This window comes from Muricomes intestini (assembly GCF_004346165.1).
Lineage (GTDB): Bacteria > Bacillota > Clostridia > Lachnospirales > Lachnospiraceae > Muricomes > Muricomes intestini.
The window spans coordinates 24,849-40,908 of the sequence record NZ_SLZZ01000011.1 but is presented as its reverse complement, the minus strand read 5'-3'; the positions used below and the strand labels follow the sequence as shown (position 1 = coordinate 40,908).

General features: G+C 44.8%; 20 protein-coding genes. 1 reads left to right on the top strand and 19 read right to left on the bottom strand.

The window, feature by feature from the left end:
• Positions 1-9: 9 nt before the first annotated feature.
• From EDD59_RS09145 to EDD59_RS17780, 9 genes are all read right to left on the bottom strand, one after another.
• Positions 10-249 carry a hypothetical protein gene (locus EDD59_RS09145; RefSeq protein ID WP_132381171.1) on the bottom strand — a complete coding sequence of 80 codons (240 nt, stop codon included), beginning with the start codon at positions 247-249 and terminating at the stop codon, positions 10-12.
• The gene (locus tag EDD59_RS09140; RefSeq protein ID WP_132381169.1) at positions 218-1,639 is read right to left on the bottom strand and encodes a minor capsid protein; all 1,422 of its coding nucleotides are present in this window, start codon (positions 1,637-1,639) and stop codon (positions 218-220) included. The genes EDD59_RS09145 and EDD59_RS09140 overlap by 32 nt, the downstream gene beginning before the upstream one ends.
• The gene (locus tag EDD59_RS09135) at positions 1,590-2,993 is read right to left on the bottom strand and encodes a phage portal protein (protein WP_132381167.1); all 1,404 of its coding nucleotides are present in this window, start codon (positions 2,991-2,993) and stop codon (positions 1,590-1,592) included. The genes EDD59_RS09140 and EDD59_RS09135 overlap by 50 nt, the downstream gene beginning before the upstream one ends.
• Entirely contained in the window at positions 2,994-4,265 is a 1,272-nt protein-coding gene (locus tag EDD59_RS09130; RefSeq protein ID WP_330572018.1) for a PBSX family phage terminase large subunit, read from the bottom strand.
• Positions 4,255-4,755 (bottom strand): terminase small subunit, encoded by a 501-nt coding sequence (locus EDD59_RS09125; RefSeq protein ID WP_132381163.1) that lies wholly within the window; start codon positions 4,753-4,755, stop codon positions 4,255-4,257. The genes EDD59_RS09130 and EDD59_RS09125 overlap by 11 nt, the downstream gene beginning before the upstream one ends.
• A 143-nt stretch (positions 4,756-4,898) precedes the next feature.
• The gene (locus EDD59_RS09120) at positions 4,899-5,402 is read right to left on the bottom strand and encodes a helix-turn-helix domain-containing protein (protein WP_132381349.1); all 504 of its coding nucleotides are present in this window, start codon (positions 5,400-5,402) and stop codon (positions 4,899-4,901) included.
• Complete coding sequence (locus EDD59_RS09115; RefSeq protein WP_132381161.1) at positions 5,389-5,601, bottom strand: hypothetical protein; 213 nt, start codon at positions 5,599-5,601, stop codon at positions 5,389-5,391. Before EDD59_RS09115 ends, EDD59_RS09120 begins: the two co-directional genes overlap by 14 nt.
• A 9-nt stretch (positions 5,602-5,610) precedes the next feature.
• Positions 5,611-6,651, bottom strand: coding sequence for a tyrosine-type recombinase/integrase (locus EDD59_RS09110; protein ID WP_132381159.1), 1,041 nt, complete (start codon positions 6,649-6,651; stop codon positions 5,611-5,613).
• A 143-nt stretch (positions 6,652-6,794) separates the two neighbouring features.
• Positions 6,795-6,974 carry a hypothetical protein gene (locus tag EDD59_RS17780; protein WP_165920901.1) on the bottom strand — a complete coding sequence of 60 codons (180 nt, stop codon included), beginning with the start codon at positions 6,972-6,974 and terminating at the stop codon, positions 6,795-6,797.
• Between the two features lie 149 nt (positions 6,975-7,123).
• On the opposite strand from EDD59_RS17780, the gene EDD59_RS09105 reads away from it, so the two are divergent.
• Positions 7,124-7,534, top strand: a complete 411-nt coding sequence (locus EDD59_RS09105; protein ID WP_132381157.1) for a cupin domain-containing protein — start codon at positions 7,124-7,126, stop codon at positions 7,532-7,534.
• Positions 7,535-7,630: 96 nt separating this feature from the next.
• Here EDD59_RS09105 and EDD59_RS09100 read toward each other — a convergent pair whose 3' ends face one another.
• The 10 genes from EDD59_RS09100 to EDD59_RS09055 all read right to left on the bottom strand — a co-directional run bounded on the left by EDD59_RS09100 (position 7,631) and on the right by EDD59_RS09055 (position 16,057).
• On the bottom strand, positions 7,631-8,176 hold the full coding sequence (locus EDD59_RS09100) for a TRM11 family methyltransferase (protein WP_330572015.1): 546 nt from the start codon (positions 8,174-8,176) through the stop codon (positions 7,631-7,633).
• The gene (locus EDD59_RS09095) at positions 8,103-8,360 is read right to left on the bottom strand and encodes a hypothetical protein (protein WP_132381155.1); all 258 of its coding nucleotides are present in this window, start codon (positions 8,358-8,360) and stop codon (positions 8,103-8,105) included. The genes EDD59_RS09100 and EDD59_RS09095 overlap by 74 nt, the downstream gene beginning before the upstream one ends.
• Positions 8,361-8,488: 128 nt before the next feature.
• Positions 8,489-8,818 (bottom strand): LPS biosynthesis protein, encoded by a 330-nt coding sequence (locus EDD59_RS09090; protein ID WP_132381153.1) that lies wholly within the window; start codon positions 8,816-8,818, stop codon positions 8,489-8,491.
• Between the two features lie 105 nt (positions 8,819-8,923).
• Entirely contained in the window at positions 8,924-9,307 is a 384-nt protein-coding gene (locus EDD59_RS09085; protein WP_132381151.1) for a hypothetical protein, read from the bottom strand.
• A 5-nt stretch (positions 9,308-9,312) separates the two neighbouring features.
• Positions 9,313-9,495 (bottom strand): hypothetical protein, encoded by a 183-nt coding sequence (locus tag EDD59_RS09080; RefSeq protein WP_132381149.1) that lies wholly within the window; start codon positions 9,493-9,495, stop codon positions 9,313-9,315.
• Positions 9,492-10,865, bottom strand: a complete 1,374-nt coding sequence (locus EDD59_RS09075) for an SNF2-related protein (protein WP_132381147.1) — start codon at positions 10,863-10,865, stop codon at positions 9,492-9,494. Before EDD59_RS09075 ends, EDD59_RS09080 begins: the two co-directional genes overlap by 4 nt.
• Entirely contained in the window at positions 10,846-11,139 is a 294-nt protein-coding gene (locus EDD59_RS09070) for a PDDEXK family nuclease (protein WP_132381145.1), read from the bottom strand. The genes EDD59_RS09075 and EDD59_RS09070 overlap by 20 nt, the downstream gene beginning before the upstream one ends.
• Before the next feature lies 1 nt (position 11,140).
• Positions 11,141-11,329 carry a UBA domain-containing protein gene (locus tag EDD59_RS09065; protein WP_132381143.1) on the bottom strand — a complete coding sequence of 63 codons (189 nt, stop codon included), beginning with the start codon at positions 11,327-11,329 and terminating at the stop codon, positions 11,141-11,143.
• A 219-nt stretch (positions 11,330-11,548) separates the two neighbouring features.
• A complete protein-coding gene (locus tag EDD59_RS09060; protein ID WP_132381141.1) occupies positions 11,549-14,035 on the bottom strand; it encodes a virulence-associated E family protein in 2,487 nt (828 codons plus the stop codon).
• A gap of 12 nt (positions 14,036-14,047) precedes the next feature.
• Positions 14,048-16,057, bottom strand: coding sequence for a DNA polymerase (locus tag EDD59_RS09055; RefSeq protein WP_132381139.1), 2,010 nt, complete (start codon positions 16,055-16,057; stop codon positions 14,048-14,050).
• Positions 16,058-16,060 lie beyond the last annotated feature (3 nt).

Here is a 16,060-nt window from a genome sequence, read left to right as displayed (position 1 = left end):
TGATGCTATCTAATACCACATTACTAATTTTTCATCTGGCATATCCTTTTCCTTGGCCAGCTCGTATAAAGTCGTTTGTGCGTGGTGAACGTGATTTTTACACCATTCATACCCCTCTGGCAAGGAATATCCCTCCAGCTCCCCAGAAACTAAATTTACTACGATATGACCGCGCTGTTCGCTGTCTTCCGGAATAATATCGCACTCTACCGTAGCGCTATTCTTTTTTAAATTTTTTAATCTTACCATAGAACTCGCTTGCCTCCTTATCGTAATTATATTTAGCAGTGGCCTGATTATGCGCTTCGTCTTGGGATAGGCCCTGCTCTATCAGCTTTCTCTCCATTATCTCATGGATTATTAAAGTCAAATCGTGGGATTCTGGTTTTCCGTCTATAAGACGTTGCCACGATTCTGCGATCATATAATCCGGATCGAACTGTTTAACGCCGTTATCCCCCAAATCATGCTCATCAACAAACAGATAATTCTTAATTGCCCGGATCTCTTCCTTTGAGTATCCTGTATTCTTTGCAATCCTTGAGACATCCGTAGTCATCTTCCTGACTGATCCATAATACTTTTTAGCATGTACATCCGCAGCCTTTCCATATGGATTTCTTGCACCACTTACCGCTCCTGATATTATCTTACCACTTTTCATCGACTTTACAACACTTTTTGCTTTAATCTTCTCCCATTCTTCCGTAGTTCCGCCCTTGCCCAAAAAATCCAGCCACTTGTCGAATTCTTCCTTGTCCATGTGTGCTGCAGTACTGCAGCGGCAATGTGGATGGATGGGAGATGCATTCTCCCCGGGCAGCATCTTTTTAACATCGAATACTTTCCCGTCCAGCGCCTGGCATATGGGACAAGCGGTAGGTTCAGCAATGAATTCGTACTGATCATAGCCGTTTCTCTCATAGGACTGCTTCTGGGCTTCTGTCTGTACCCTGGCAAGCTCTGTCTGCATAAGTCTCTCCGCATTATTCCGGCTCACTCCAAACACTTTAGAGATATGCCTTGCCAGCTCCCTGGGATTTCTCCCTTGTATCAGACCAATTTTTAGCTGACTGGACAATTCTGCTTTCAACATATCCTGGTACATCCATATCCGGTCAGAGAACTTTGCATTCTGGTAAGAGGCATTCACGATGGAATGTGCTGTCTTTTCGTTGTTCAGAACCGACTTGCCAAGGATTCCAGCTTGGCGCTTGAACTCTGCCAATGTCCGATCTGTCAGCGTGGTGTCAAAATACTTCTGCAATTCGTCAAAACCATCCACCAGCTCAAGACCAATGTTCGCTTTTAAGAGTTCCAATCGGTTAATCTTCATGGTGGCGTTGTACAACCGCATCTCTTCATTGGCTTCTTTCGTGAAGGTTTTATCCTTTACATACCGCTTAGCCTTTCGCCCGTAAGCATCGATATCAAGCTGACTAACACGCTTCTTTGCCTCGCTTAAGGTTATCCCCTCTTTAGTAGCATAACGGGCATAAAAGCCATTGATCTCTTTCTGGATATTATCCAGCATGTAATCATAGGTCTCTTTGATTTTTTTATTGTACACCAGCTCGTCTTTGATATTTTTACGAAGCTGTTCCGCTTCTCTCTGGCTCCAGTATGTCCTGCTGTCCATCTCTCAACCTCTCCAATAAATCGTTGCCTGTAGCTGTTTCCTGCGCTTTCTCGTGTTCCTTTTCCATCTTCTTAATCTCATCGGATGCATTCCCCACAACGCTTAAAACAGATAGCTGGGTCTCCTGGGAAGTAATACCGTCAAGGGCCTGTGCTGTCTGTGCTTCCTCCAGCAGATTCTTGGGGATGTTTCTGGTTGTCTTGTAATCAATATCCTTCCAGGCATCCGGATCCGGAACATTCGTAGGCAGGGAACAGAATAATTTATATCTGGCAGACATGCTTTTTATCATCTTTCGGTCAGCAGTAAGTGCCAGATTGCTCATAGCCTGCAACTTGTAGGCTAGTGCAGTACCAGAAGCCTGCCCAAAGTTCTCATCAGAAATGTTTGCCACCATACTTGTCTGATAGATCAGCTTTTCCAGTCTGTCCAGTAGGTTCTCCTGGGAGCCATCTGCCGTAGGCTTTTGCAGGAACTGTACAACAATATCTTTTGCATCATCAGTACCGTACAGATTGATGATCCGGTTATCCCGGATCCTGTATATTCCGTCATCGTCAAGTTCTGCTCCCAAAATCGCAAGATAGGCCTCCGCAAAAGAGTCAACATCATTGGCTTTCTCACCGATTGTCTTGTTATAGACCTCTGTCATGCCGGCAATGCCTTCAAACAAACTGATGCGTTCCTGGTTCAGTGCATACTCAATCATTGGCAGCCGGCCGTAAGGATTTATTATGCCCTCATTCATCGTGCTTCCAGTGAACTCATAAAACTCATCCCGTGTCATGACCTCTCCGACTCTGATTGTACCGTTACCTTTGTATCCATATCTCACCTCAAACATGGCTCTTCTCTGAACTGTATCATCATACACGATGAAGCCATGTTTAGGCTTAACCGTTGCGATCCTCGTCTGGCTTTCTTCATCCTGATAAAGGTACTCATAAGCATGGCCATAAATGCAGGCCTGCTTCTCTAGCTCAAAGTCATGGTCTCCCATGTCATTGCTCTGGTCAAACTCTTTAATCGCTTCGTCAATATTCTCTTTTGGATGCGACCGCTTCACCGGAACACCGTATGCATACCCCAAGAAGGTATCTGTGATGTACCTGGGAAAATTCACGGCCAGTCTATTATCCGGTTTCCACGATTCCTTTTCCGGAAGGTTGAATACATCGTGAAATCCCTTATAGAGATTTTCCAGGTACTTATACCTCGGCAGCCGCTCCTCGTGCTTGTCTATGTACTTATGCACCAGGGAGATATCTATCACTGCATCCGCATCACAGATCAGTGGTTCCGGCAACTTATACGGCCGCCTGCTGTTCATACGTGTAACTTTTGCATCGCTCATTTATATCCCTCCTCGAAATGTTTTTAACTTAACTTTGTGGTTCCGGCTGTATGGCTCAAGTCCATATCGCATGGCATCCATAAGGTGATTGAAGTCATCTATCGGAACATTTAATTTCTTTCCGAATTTGTCCTTGTCCCATGTGTAGATGCTTATCTCAGTCAGGAAGTTCACGCATCTTGGATGTATAATAATCTCAAAATCCTGAATAAACTGAATCCCATTATTGATGGAGTCCTTGCCCTTCTCAGCAGGCCTTACCCGCAAGCCTAATTCTTTCAGGTCATCAATGGACTTTGGCTCAGCGGAGTCAGCAATAATTTTCTCTTTGCTGTACCCCATAACAGAGATGTTCTCGGAAATTTTCTTGTTACTCAAACCTTTTTTGTACATTTCATCCCACACAAAAAGCTTCTTGTTTTTCTTGTCAATGAAACCCACAAAAAGAGCACTAGGATCATTTGTGTAACCGAAATCTAATCCCAGTGCTGATTCTAATTCGTATTTACTTCGTACTTCTGATAGCGTATATTCCTGCTCCCGCCAGTTTTCATATACCAGGCCTTCAACTATACCCCAGCCGCCTAAACCTGCAACAGCGTACCGCCTGGGGTTGTTCTTCCGCATTCTCTCAAATACCCTTAAGTCAGCTTTGTCCAGCCACTCATTACACCTGTAATTTGTGGTAATGGCCAGTATATCCGGATCTGGAGGAGCATCAAAGAATCTTTTCTTCAACCAGTGATGCTCATTCCAGGGATTGAAAGTCAGCGTAATCTGCTTAAACAGATTATCAGAGCACTCACCACGGATGGATTCATCCAGCATATCAAAATCAGATTCATTCATGATCTCGTATGCCTCTTCTATCCACATCCAGCAAAGATAACCAACGTCTACGGTAATGGATGTAACCTTCAGTGGATCATCCAAGCCCCGGAAATATATCTTCTGTCCGGTTGGCTTATATACGGCTTCCAATGGTGATTCCTTGAAATTCCATAAGTGATCTACCTGCAGCCGGTGCACCGCCCACTTTAATTCCGTAAAGCAGGAATCATGCAGCGTTCTGTATGTCTTCCTGACAACCAGTGTATTCGCCCCTGGGCACTTCATCATGTTGTAGATGTACCAGAGAGCCGTGGTCTTCGACTTCTTAGATGCACGGGACCCCTTGCAGCACCTGTACCTGCCTTTGAAGTTCCAGAATGTCTTATACCCTTTTCCGATTATGGCGAGGAGAAATATCTTGATAACCTTCTCATTCTTCAATATCCTCTTCCCCTTCATAGAACACCGGAAGATTCAGGTTCACATTCAGCTTATCATTCCACATGCCAAGGTGCTTACCCAGCAACTCAAGTGCTTTCAGTTTGGATGCAACTTTCACTTCTCTCTCTGTACTGGATCCGGTGTCGCTGTCTGATTGTTTGACCTTGACCGATTCAATGCATGCAAGATCATCGTCGGTAGCATTGCTTCGGATAGAGCCGTCTTTCGGATCCACAAGCTCACCCATATTCACAAAGGCAACTCGTGCCAGTTCCTGGACAACTCTGTCCTGGTTGATTCCAGTTCTTTTTGACCGTTCAGCCATTTTCTTTGCGATGGCATCCGAAATGTTGAGTTTTGCTAAGTTTTGACATCCTATGTCTTTCGCTGTCCCCGGAGAATATCCTGCTCTTATGGCTGCCTGAGTAGCGTTCAAGTCTATCAAATATTCTTCTACGAATCTCTGCTGTTTTGCTGTTAACTTTGCCATCAGGCTCACCTCACCTTCATTTTTTGCAATAAAAAAGGCACCCTTTTAAAGAGTGCCCGCAAATTTATACAATTTTAGATACTATCATTGTAACACGGTCAACCGGACATGTCAATGACACGTTTTTGACAAATATAAATTTCTTACTCAAGCATAATTGCATCGGAACCAAATAAATACACTCCCAATATGCCTGTAAGTTCAGTAACCCAGCGCCTCACAGTTCTCTCGCCGTATCCATATACTTTTTCGACGTTCTCATAAGTCATTTCGTCCAAATAAAAATATTTAAAAGCCAAATATTTCTCAGGAGTTCCCTTTTGATACTCTTCCTCTTCCAAAAGTTTTAGACATTTGTCAATATGTGCTATCATGACAATGCTTCGCAACTTGCTTTTGAGGATGCTGTTTATGTAGATGTCCTCTTCTGTAAACTCCTCCAGTTCAATACTGTTGTCCATATCAGATATCTCAGACACACCCTCCCGGACGCTCTGGCATATCCGATTATAGTTTTCCATAAGCTTTTTGGCATTTTGAAAAACATGAACCCTTTTATTCTTTTTCTGCTCTTTTTCAAATTCCCGGACGGCATCTAAAGCAGCCGCCCTTACCAACTGTTCTGCTGTCTCTTTATTCACCCGCATCATCCTCTTTTCTAAAAATCTGCTCTGCCTGGGCCCTGATCAATGCCTTTGCCGCTGAAGACAGTCTGCTCTTCTGATAAGCTGGACGCTTCATCCACTCCCTGGCATTTTTGTCTGTGTTTTTCGACATGTCTTTCATTTCCGTTTTTCGGACATCAGCGGCCTTGCGCTTCGCCCTCTTCATTTTCTCTACACTCATAATACCTCCTTATGCCGCCTGCCTGCGGATGCTTCGCAAAGTATCCTTAGTGGACTCTGCATAATACTTGCTGGTAGTAGTAGGGCTGTTGTGTCCCAGCACCTCCTGGATAATCCCGATATCGTAACCTTTGTTCTTAAGTGTCATTCCCAGCGTTTTTCTTAACTTATGTGGATATACCCTAACAGTCATGCCCTGTCTCTCGGCAATATTCTTCAATACTGTCCTGATTCCGCATGGTGACATTTTACCGTGTGGGTTCCTGGTGCTTACGATCAGCCCCGGTGCTTTGTCTGTCCGCTCGTCCAGGTACTCACGGAGGTAGTACATAGCCACATCATCTAGGTAGGCTGGTGTATGCTTTCCTCCCTTTTCCCGGCGTACCCAGACATCCCCCGTCCTAAAATCTACATCCGAAATATCTATGTTGCAGAACTCTCCGACACGCAACCCTGTACTCCGCAGCACCTCTATAATCGCCCGGTCCCTTTTGGTCTTGCATCCCTCTCGCAGGACTTCCATGTCGGCCGGCTCAAAGAAATCTATCGGCTTCCTATCCTCACGTTTCTTTTCGGTACTTTCCACCGGATTGTCATATATCAACTTCTGTTGCCGCATCCAGCTGAAGAACGCTGACAAATATCTGCGCTCGTTGTTGATTGTACTATTCAAGTTGCGCTTTCCCGTAGTTGCAACGTTGCGTGTCTCATACCACCGGAGATAGTACGCAATGTCAATGTCCGTCATATCTGTCAGAGCCTTGTCCACCTGTGTCAGAAGTTTCTTAACGGCATTAAGATAATTGTACTTCGTCTCTTCCCGAAGAGCCTCTTTCTTGATGCAGAATAGCTGTATAACATACTTGTTCTGCTCATCTATAGTTCGCGTAACTTCTGCCGGCAGGGTTGTTATTTCCTCCATATTGACCCGTACAAACTGCTCCTCCACTACTTTTTTGAGAATATCCAGTATCGCTGCATCCATATACTGACTCATTGCTACTAAGATTGAATCGCGCATCTGTGATTTAATTGCCTGTGTATTTGCCATAATAATCCTCCTTGTATCCCAAGGACTGCTATGGTATACTGTCCTTAGGTAAGTGAGCAGTAGATAGTGTCTTCCCGGACGGTCTACTGCTTGTTTTATTGTCAACGTTCACTCACCCATTTCTACCGGCTCCCTACTTCCGGTTACTCTTCACACCAATCTGGCTCTACTGGGTAGAGACTGTACTCTTCCCCGTCAACCGTGTATTCAATCTCGCACCTATCTACTTCCATACCGTCCAACACATCCCGATGGGATTCTGGCAACGCCTTCCGAATAGCGTGGGGCGCATTCCTACGGAATTTATCTTTACTGAATTTCATTAATGTCTCCTTTCTCTAAACGCTGATTTACTGACTAAGCCTTACCCTTACATATTGGGCATTTTCTCTTGCCATATTCTTTATTTTTTTTCGCTTTCAAATTTGCACTGTTTCTAGAGCCTTACATATTCTATTATAGAGGTGATATCATGAATATTTATGATTGTGGGGATAACCCATTTGTTACAAATCTCAAAAGAGAAACTTTTTTTAACAATAATTTTCGTACCACCAGATGGACAGGTGCAAACCTTCAACTTACTTTAATGTGTATACCTCCAAATTCTGAAATCGGATTAGAAATGCATCCCCATCTTGATCAATTTCTTTATATTGAATGCGGTGGTGGACTCATGATGATGGGCAATCAAAAGGATTATCTTAAATATCAGTATAACGTTTCTAGTCAATCAGCCATTATTATTCCTGCCGGAACATGGCACAATCTAAAGAACAATGGATGTTGTGATTTAAAACTTTTTTCTATCTATGCTCCTCCACAGCATCCATTCGGCACAGTTCATCACACAAAATTTGATTCAGACAACTCTGGATACTAATCTTTCTGGCGCATCACTTTTTATTTTGATGCGCTAATTAATAGCCACTCTTGTCCTGGTCTTGTTTTCATTTCTTCAAATCAGCTAACTGGCGGTTTACTTCATGAAGAAGGTCCACCTGGTTTTACTTCTTCTATCTCCAAACAAAGGCTGCCTTTCAAATACCTTTAGCACCTCCGCTGTTTTAATTTGGTCCTCATTCCATTTAAAGACCAATACTCCGCCCGGTTTCAAAACCCTCATGCATTCATCGAATCCAGCTTTTAAATACGGTTTCCATTCCTTTGGCAATACTCCATACTTCTTGGCCAGCCATGAATCTGCACCCGCGCTTATAAGATGCGGCGGGTCAAACACTACCAACCCGTATGTATTGTCAGGAAACGGCATGTTTTTAAAATCTGCTACAATATCCGGTTTCACTATGAGTTTTCTACCATCACATAAGATGTCGTTTTCCTCTCGGTTGTCCATGAATATCACAAATGGATTATCTTTGTCATACCAGAACATCTTGCTCCCACAGCAAGCATCTAATATAGGCTCCATCTCTACCTCTTTCCCCGGCTCAGCAGCCGGACGCTCCAACTCTTTCTTCTTGTTCTTCCGCTGAATCTTCCACAATAGTCTGTATGTTTTCAAGTACGAAATCTATCTCCTCTTCCGTTTTACAGTGCGAAAACAAATCATCAAAAAATATCCTCATATCCAAATCATTAACATAAATGTGTCCGTTTTCTTTTCTTCCTACCATAATTCCTCCTATAATGGCTTGTACGGTTCCGGCAGTGGCATCCAGGCAACAACCTCTCCGCTGTCTGCCCATAAGCTAAAACCTGTTTTGCTTTCTCTATTTCCATTTTTCCTCCTAAATTTCAGTTTAATAGATTAAATTTCCACATAAAAAAACTACCAGCTCAACACTGATAGTTAGTAGTTTCATAAATTATTCACTTATTTTTCCCGTCTCAAAATTTCTTTTGGCGGCTCTATTTCATTTGCAAGTGTATGTTCGGTAAGTTCCGAAAGAAGTCTAAGCTTTTGATTTACAATCGGTCGCATACAATTTGGTAAGTGTTCTTGATGCGCTCTGTGAATAGCTACACATTCTTTACAATTACCATGATATCTGCAAGCCTTTTTGCATGAGCAATGATCTTTTTCTTTATATTCTTCTCGGAATTTTGCCGCAAATTCTTCTTGAATCTTCAAACCCTCTGCTCTGTTTCCTTGATGAAAAGCTTTCATAGCTTCTTTCTCTATTTCATTTCCATCTATAATCATAACAACTTCACCTCTACAAATCTCTTTTGATTATAATTTTAACTCAAATTCTACCAACTATCAATATTAAGTTTTCAATGTACGATAATCTACAAAATTCTAATTTTAATCATTATCCCGGATTGTCATCTCAATGCCGATCTCATCCTTAATCAGCTTCACATAATCGTCCCAGGATGCCATATCATCAACCAGGCAATCCGCTTTCAGGTTCAGCCTGTCAATGAACCGCTTGCACCGTGCCTGCCCGAAACCGAACTCATCATGAAGCGTTGCCACAGCGATAGTCAGCATGGTGTCAAGCGTCCGCACCTTTATTTTCTCGCAGGCCTTGTCCAGTTCTTTCTTGGACAGTATCGTATTTATCCCGGTGATATTCCGGAAGTGGATTTCTTTTTCCAGTTCTTCCAGACCGTCTTTCTTCACAATATCTCTGGCTAACAGCATTCCCGCCGCACGTCCAGAAGTATAATCATCTACTTTTCCCATATGTCTCACTCCCTCCATATCTTTCCGAAGCACTCCGCGTGGAAGAAGATATCCGTCTTCCTCTTCGTTCGAACATATTCGACCTTGGACAGATCATCTGAATCTCGTATCTCTTCTCCGCATCCAGGACAGGTAACTTCTGTATCCCAGTACTTTGCTAATATTTTTTGCTTTGCTGCATCTGTCATCTGGCTTCCTCCTTTATCCGTTTTATCCTTGCCTTCAGGCTCTGCATCAGGCTTTCCTGCGTGGCATCTTTATTTTCTAAACGCTGTATGACATCTTCATCAACAGTCCCTAAAGTAATTAGTCTATGGATAATCACACCTTTTTTCTGGCCCTGCCTGTACAGCCTTGCATTTGCCTGCTGATACAGTTCCAGGCTCCAGTTCAGTCCATACCAGACTATGATGTGCCCCCCGGCCTGCAGGTTTAAGCCATGCCCCATACTGGCAGGCTGTGCCAGCAGTAACTGAATTCTTCCGTCATTCCATGACCGGATGTCTGATTGCCCCTTTAGTGTCTGGGGATCATACTTTTTGAATTTCCGCATCAGCTGATCATAGTCGTGTCGGTAATTATAAAATATCAGGACAGGCTGTCCATTTGCGGTATCCAGTATCTCCTCCAGTGCCTCCAGCTTTCTCTGATGGATCTCTACGGGATCCCCCATATCTGAATAAACACTGCCATTTGCCATCTGCAGCAGCTTGTTATAAACTGTTGCGGCTGTCAGCGCCGTAATCTGCAGACCATCTACCTCCATCAATTTTTCTCTTTCCAATTCCTTGTAAGTAGCCATCTCTGGTCCGGATAATCTGACAGGGATGTCATTCACCGTAAGCTCCGGCATCTTTAAATAATCCCCCGCCTTCATGGAAATACAGATATCAGCAATCCTGTTTTGTATGGCGTCCCCGGCTCCTGTTTTTAATTCATAGGTATACACTACATGGCCATTTGATTTCCCTGGATAAAAGTACCGGTCCCTATAGCTGGATATGGTCTTTCCCAGCCGTTCGCCTCTGTCTATCAGATACATCTGGGGCCAGAGATCCAATAATCCGTTGGGCGTGGGAGTCCCAGTCAGGCCTACAAAACGTTTTATCAGGGGGCGTACCCGCTTCAGCGCCTTAAACCGTTTTGCTTTATTGGACTTGAAGCTGGACAGCTCATCCACGACCACCATGTCGAAGGGCCAGTCCTTTCTGTACTGCTCCACCAGCCATACAACATTTTCCCGGTTGATCACATAGATGTCTGCCTCCGTCTGCAATGCTTCTATCCGATCCTTTTGTGTTCCCAGCACTCTGGATATTTTTAAGTGCTGTAGGTGATCCCATTTTTCTGTTTCGGTCGTCCAGGTGTCCTCTGCTACTCTTTTAGGCGCTATCACCAGCACCCGGCTGACCTCAAATCTATCAAACATCAGTTCATCAATGGCGGTCAGTGTGGTCACTGTTTTTCCAAGACCCATATCCAGAAATAAACCCGTTTCCGGAAGCTCTATGATTTTTTCACTTGCATATTCCTGGTAATCATGCGGCCGGTATTTCATGCTTCAGCTCCTCTATGAATTTTTTTGCCTGATCCATCCCTTTCACCAGGTAGAACCTGCAGCCCATCTTTGTGAACCGTTCTCTCTGCCATTTCTGAATATTTGACATTCTTCCGATTTCCGTCTTCAGCTCTACAAAATATATTTTTCCTCCGGGGAAGATATAAATCCGATCCGGAACCCCCGGATTGTTTGGGGATACAAACTTGAAAGACATTCCTCCAAGTTCTCTGATTTTTTTATTCAGCCAGGCTTCTATATCTTTTTCTAGCATTTCAAACCTCCAAGCACCAGAAATACCCCTGGTATGTAGTGTGAAGACGAACACCTAAAATCTTTCTGGTTTCTTTTAGCTCTGTCTTCGTGAAACCCATCTTTCTGGCTTCCCCTCGTATATCATCTATTGGCATATCACCTTTATTCATCAATTCTTTTCTCAGCCGGCTTGCACACTGATCATTCATTTCGGCTATTCTCCTTTCTGGGGCTATGGGACAATGTGACACTCTCGCGCGTTATGACGCATATATTGCGTGATATTACGTTATATATCCTATATTTCTATTATTTTATATCTATAGGGGTTTTAGACTGTCCCAGTTGTCCCAACAAGCCTTAATCCCTTGTGGCTACTTGCTTTTTATCGGGACAACCACTGGGACAACTATGGGACAAGTTCATTTTTAGGTTGTCCCACCTGTATTGGAGGTTGTCCCAAAATTGGAGGTTGTCCCGGGGGTTGTCCCGGGTTGTCCCGGGGGTTGTCCCACTCTTTTATACACTCTCTGCCTTCCATATACCGCACCGAGACGCTCTCTTTCTCCGGAATAGACCCAGCCTTCCATTCTCGTCATGATCTTTTTTATAATGTAAGTGTCCTTGGTTTCCATTCTCGTCAGGTTATACCCAAAGCATTCACACCATATCTCCTGAGGGCTGATGAACTCCCGTTTTAAAGGTGTATCGGGTTTCGGGAATTCCGAATCATATAAAAAGTCCCTGCGTGCATCCAGATCACGGCTGTACCAGTCCTCCGGCAGCATGACATCCAGGTACTCTCTTACTTTCTCCTCCCGTGGATCCGCTATCATGGCAGCCTTCTGCTGCTTCAAGGCCTCGTCAGCTGCATCCCCGGATAAGATGAGGGTTTCTCCTTCTTCTATATACTGCTTTGCTTCTGCCCATATCTGGTCAACCTCATCGGATGTCAGATCCCACACCCTTTTATTTCCTATACGGGGTGTGTTGACAGGCCAGAACCGTCTTCCGCCTTCTACATCATTTAGATATCCTTCTTCTGCATTTGTGGTTCCTATTAAAATACACTGCCTTGGATGGGAGCTTACCCTGCGTCCGTAGGACGCTCTATATCGGTCATCCTGGGTAGTAATGAAGCTTCTGAGTGTCTTTACTCCTGCACTGCCCATTCCTGCCATTTCACCTATCTCTATGATCCAGTAACCCTGCAACTTTTCTGCAGCGGTCTTGTCTTTCGTGTCACCCAGGTTCAGGCTGTCTGAAAACCACTCTCCTCCTATTTTGGATATCAGAGTGCTCTTTCCTATCCCTTGAGGACCACAGAGAACCAGTACTGTATCAAACTTGCATCCCGGATGCTTTACCCTGGTAATCGCTGCACAGAGCGTCTTTCTGGTCACTTGCCGGACATAAGGTGTGTTCTCCGCCCCCAGGTAATCTACAAGCAGGGTATCCACCCTCGGCACCTGATCCCAATCAGGAAGGCTGTCCAGGTATTCCCGCACCGGATGATAACTCCGGTCATCCGCCACCTTGGTGATTCCGGATAGTATCTTCGCCTTTGAAAACTCTGTATAGGCCTTTGCAAGATAAGCTTCCAGCTGGGCATCATCCGCATCCCTCCAGAACTTTCCCTGCTTCTTCCAGGGTATTCCTCCCCGAATTTCAAGGTTGTCTGCCATCTGGTTAAATACAATGGATTTAAGATCCGGATCATGCTCCATGATCAGCAGGATATTATTCAGGCTGTTCTTCATACTCCCTTTTTTATCCCACTCGATGTCTGTCATCCATCCATCACCGTCAGCGTCATCGGAAAAATCCATAAGAGCCTGTTGTTTTCTCTCCCTCCCCAGTGTCAGTTTGGTTTTGTCCTCATCCTGGAGGAACTCCATCATGGATTTGTAACTGGGTAGCTTGGTGCTTGGCGTATCTGGTGCAGCGTCTTCATCCTGCATTCCAAATTTATGGATCCTTACCAGATCAAAGGCATTGCAGAGCTTTCCGCCGGCCGGATCCGTTGCATGGTTGCTGTAGGCAAACTTATCATCATATAGTACCAGTCCTGCCGCTGTGCTGCCCTCTGCATAGGTATATCTTCCCGGTAATGCACAGGGTATGTATGTATCTGGCAGAAACCCCTGTATGGCTTCCTCTATGGTGTAGGACCTGCAGAAGGCCCCTATCAACCCCTTCTTTTCCGAAGGGTCCCCCTGCTTCTTTGCTGTTCTTTTCCGGTTTTCCACCGTTCGGCTGCTTTCCGGCCAATAACTTGTATCCATCCAGTCTGGATACTGTGACAGCACGCTGTCGGCTGACAGCCACGGTACATCTTCGTAGGTAAAGATATATTCCCCGTCAGATGCCACGCTCGGCCAGTACATGAGCCGGCTCGGCTGGTAGGTAGTATCGTCAAAGTAATCAATCCCGATTCCCTCTGCAATCTTCCTTGCGATTGCTTCATACTCGTCCGGTGATACTTCCCGATCCAATGGTATCAGAACCCTGAGCCTTGGTTTTTCCGGGCTGTGCTTATGGGTGGAGTACACTGCAAATCCACCGTCTATATATAAATACAGGGAATCCAGTAAATCCCCCGGTGCGAAATCTGCATCCAGCGTGATGATCTGCCTGGCAGCTACGCTGTCTGCTTTCCTGTGCCCATTCTTTAATGATCCGCCTACAAATCCGCCTACATCCTTGATATGATCCTGTTCAGCCTTGGGCAGATTTAGATACTCCACCAAACTCTCGGGTGTTCTTGTAGGGGTTTCCAGTTTAGCAAGAAGGGCAGACCACAGGATTTTTTTATTTTTCCAGTTCTTCTCCATCCGGCTTTTGCCTGTAGCAATGGAAAGAGAACCATCATGCTTTATTTTCTTTTTGTAATCCTCTATTGATGGAATCCCCATGTCTCGCCTCTCCTAATCCTTCTTATAAAAATCGGTCTCATAGCCGTCCCCCCTTAAGGGAAGCCCCGGTGCCCAGGGAATGGATTCTGCCATGATGTCTGTTATTTTTTTCAGGGCGCCCGTATCTTTCTTTGGCACATCACAGATAATTTCATCGTGTACATGCATGACGATTGAATATCCCGCTTGGCTGACTTGCTGCATTGTAACCGCCAGACAATCCCTTGCAGTGGCTTGTACGATATTTTCTACCAGTTTCCCGCCCCAGGTCTCCAATCTCCCCCAGCGCTTGCTCTGCTGTTCAATGCCTGCATAGGTAATGCTTTCTCCTTTATCTGTCTGTTCTATCTTGGCATCAAAATAAGCCAGTTTTCGTCCGGACAATAAGTGAATGAACAATATCCGGTTGATATAAGAAAAAGCAATCCCGTTTTTTAATCTGACCGTTCGTCTTTCTTTAATAGCCATTTTTGCTGCTGTTTCAGCTTCTCTCCAGAATTTACATATTTTCGGGCTTGCCTTTCTCCAGTTCGCCACCAGCATCGGTATTTCCTCATCTGGGATACTTCCTGCCTTATCCATAGCTTTGATTGCACCAAAAGCTCCACCGTAGCCTAACGCCAGTTCAGCTACTTTTCCCTGTTGCCTTAGCTTGCTTCCCTTTTTAATATTCTCTAAGGGTACATGGAACATCTGGGAAGCGGAGGCTTCATATATCTTTCCATGAGTCCGGAACACATCCAGTCTCCACTGTTCATCTGCCAGCCAGGCGATCACTCTGGCTTCAATGGCAGAGAAATCAGCTACACAGAATCTGCAGCTTTCAGAAGGGATAAACGCAGTCCGTATTAATTGGGAAAACACAAAGGGCATGCCTTCAAAAAGCATTTCCAGAGAACTAAAGTCCCCTTCCGCTACAAGTTCCCTTGCAAGGTCAATATCTGGTATCTTGTTCTGAGGCAGGTTGTGTACCTGCACGATACGCCCTGCCCATCTGCCGGTCCGGTTGGCTCCGTAAAACTGCAGCACTCCCTTTAGCCTGCCGTCTCTGCATACCGCGTTCTTCATGGCGGTGTATTTCTTGGTAGAGGTCTTTCCCATCTCCTGCCGGATTTCCAGCATCCGGATGCCGGATTGTGTCTGAGCTTTTTCTTTCAAGGTATCTTTTATCTCTGGTATCGTATCTTTGGTTATGGATTTTATATTCATCCCATAGTTTTCTTTATACCAGTTCTTCAGCTGAGCCAGACTGTTGGGGTTGTCAAGTCCAGTTATCCTTTCCGCTTCTTCCCGCAGCCTTTCCTGATAGGTTTTATCATAATCCAGTATATTTTCCACAAAAGGCATATCCAGTCTTACCCCATTGTCATTCATCCTCTGATCCAGACACCACAGTTTCTGTTCGTCCTCCGGAATTGGATAAATAGAAAGCTTCTCCCGTATAGCGTTCTCTGTTACGACATCCTGCCGGTTATATTCCACAAATAAGGACCATTTCTTCCTATCATGTTCCGGAAGATTGCGTGTCCTCCCGCCGTTTGTCTTAGTGGGTTTACAGGGCTTGCAGAAATACTGGATCAGGCTTTTACCCACCTTATCTTTCTGCTGATCCTCCGGCAGTCCCAGGGCATCACCTACGGCTCCCAGTGTAGCAGGAAGCCCCAGCGTAGCTGCATGGACTGCGGTACACATCCACTGCTCCGGAGGCATCGCCTGTTTTAAATAAGATGCAAGACAGGTACGTTCAAAGTTCGCATTGTAAGCGGTCTTGATATAATCCGGATCTGTCAGTGCGCTATAAAATGCGTTACACTCTTGACTAAAGGCTTTCTGCTTCTCCGTTAGGAGAGCCCCTTGTTTTGCGGGGCCTGTTTTTAGGTCCAGGACCTTCACCGGATCATTGTTTATCTTATATCCAATCAAAAGTATCTCGAAGTCTGGAGCTTCTGCATAAGCATAGGCCCCGGCTTCCCTGATATCCACACTGCTGTAGGTTTCAATATCTACATTCATTACCTGCATGAT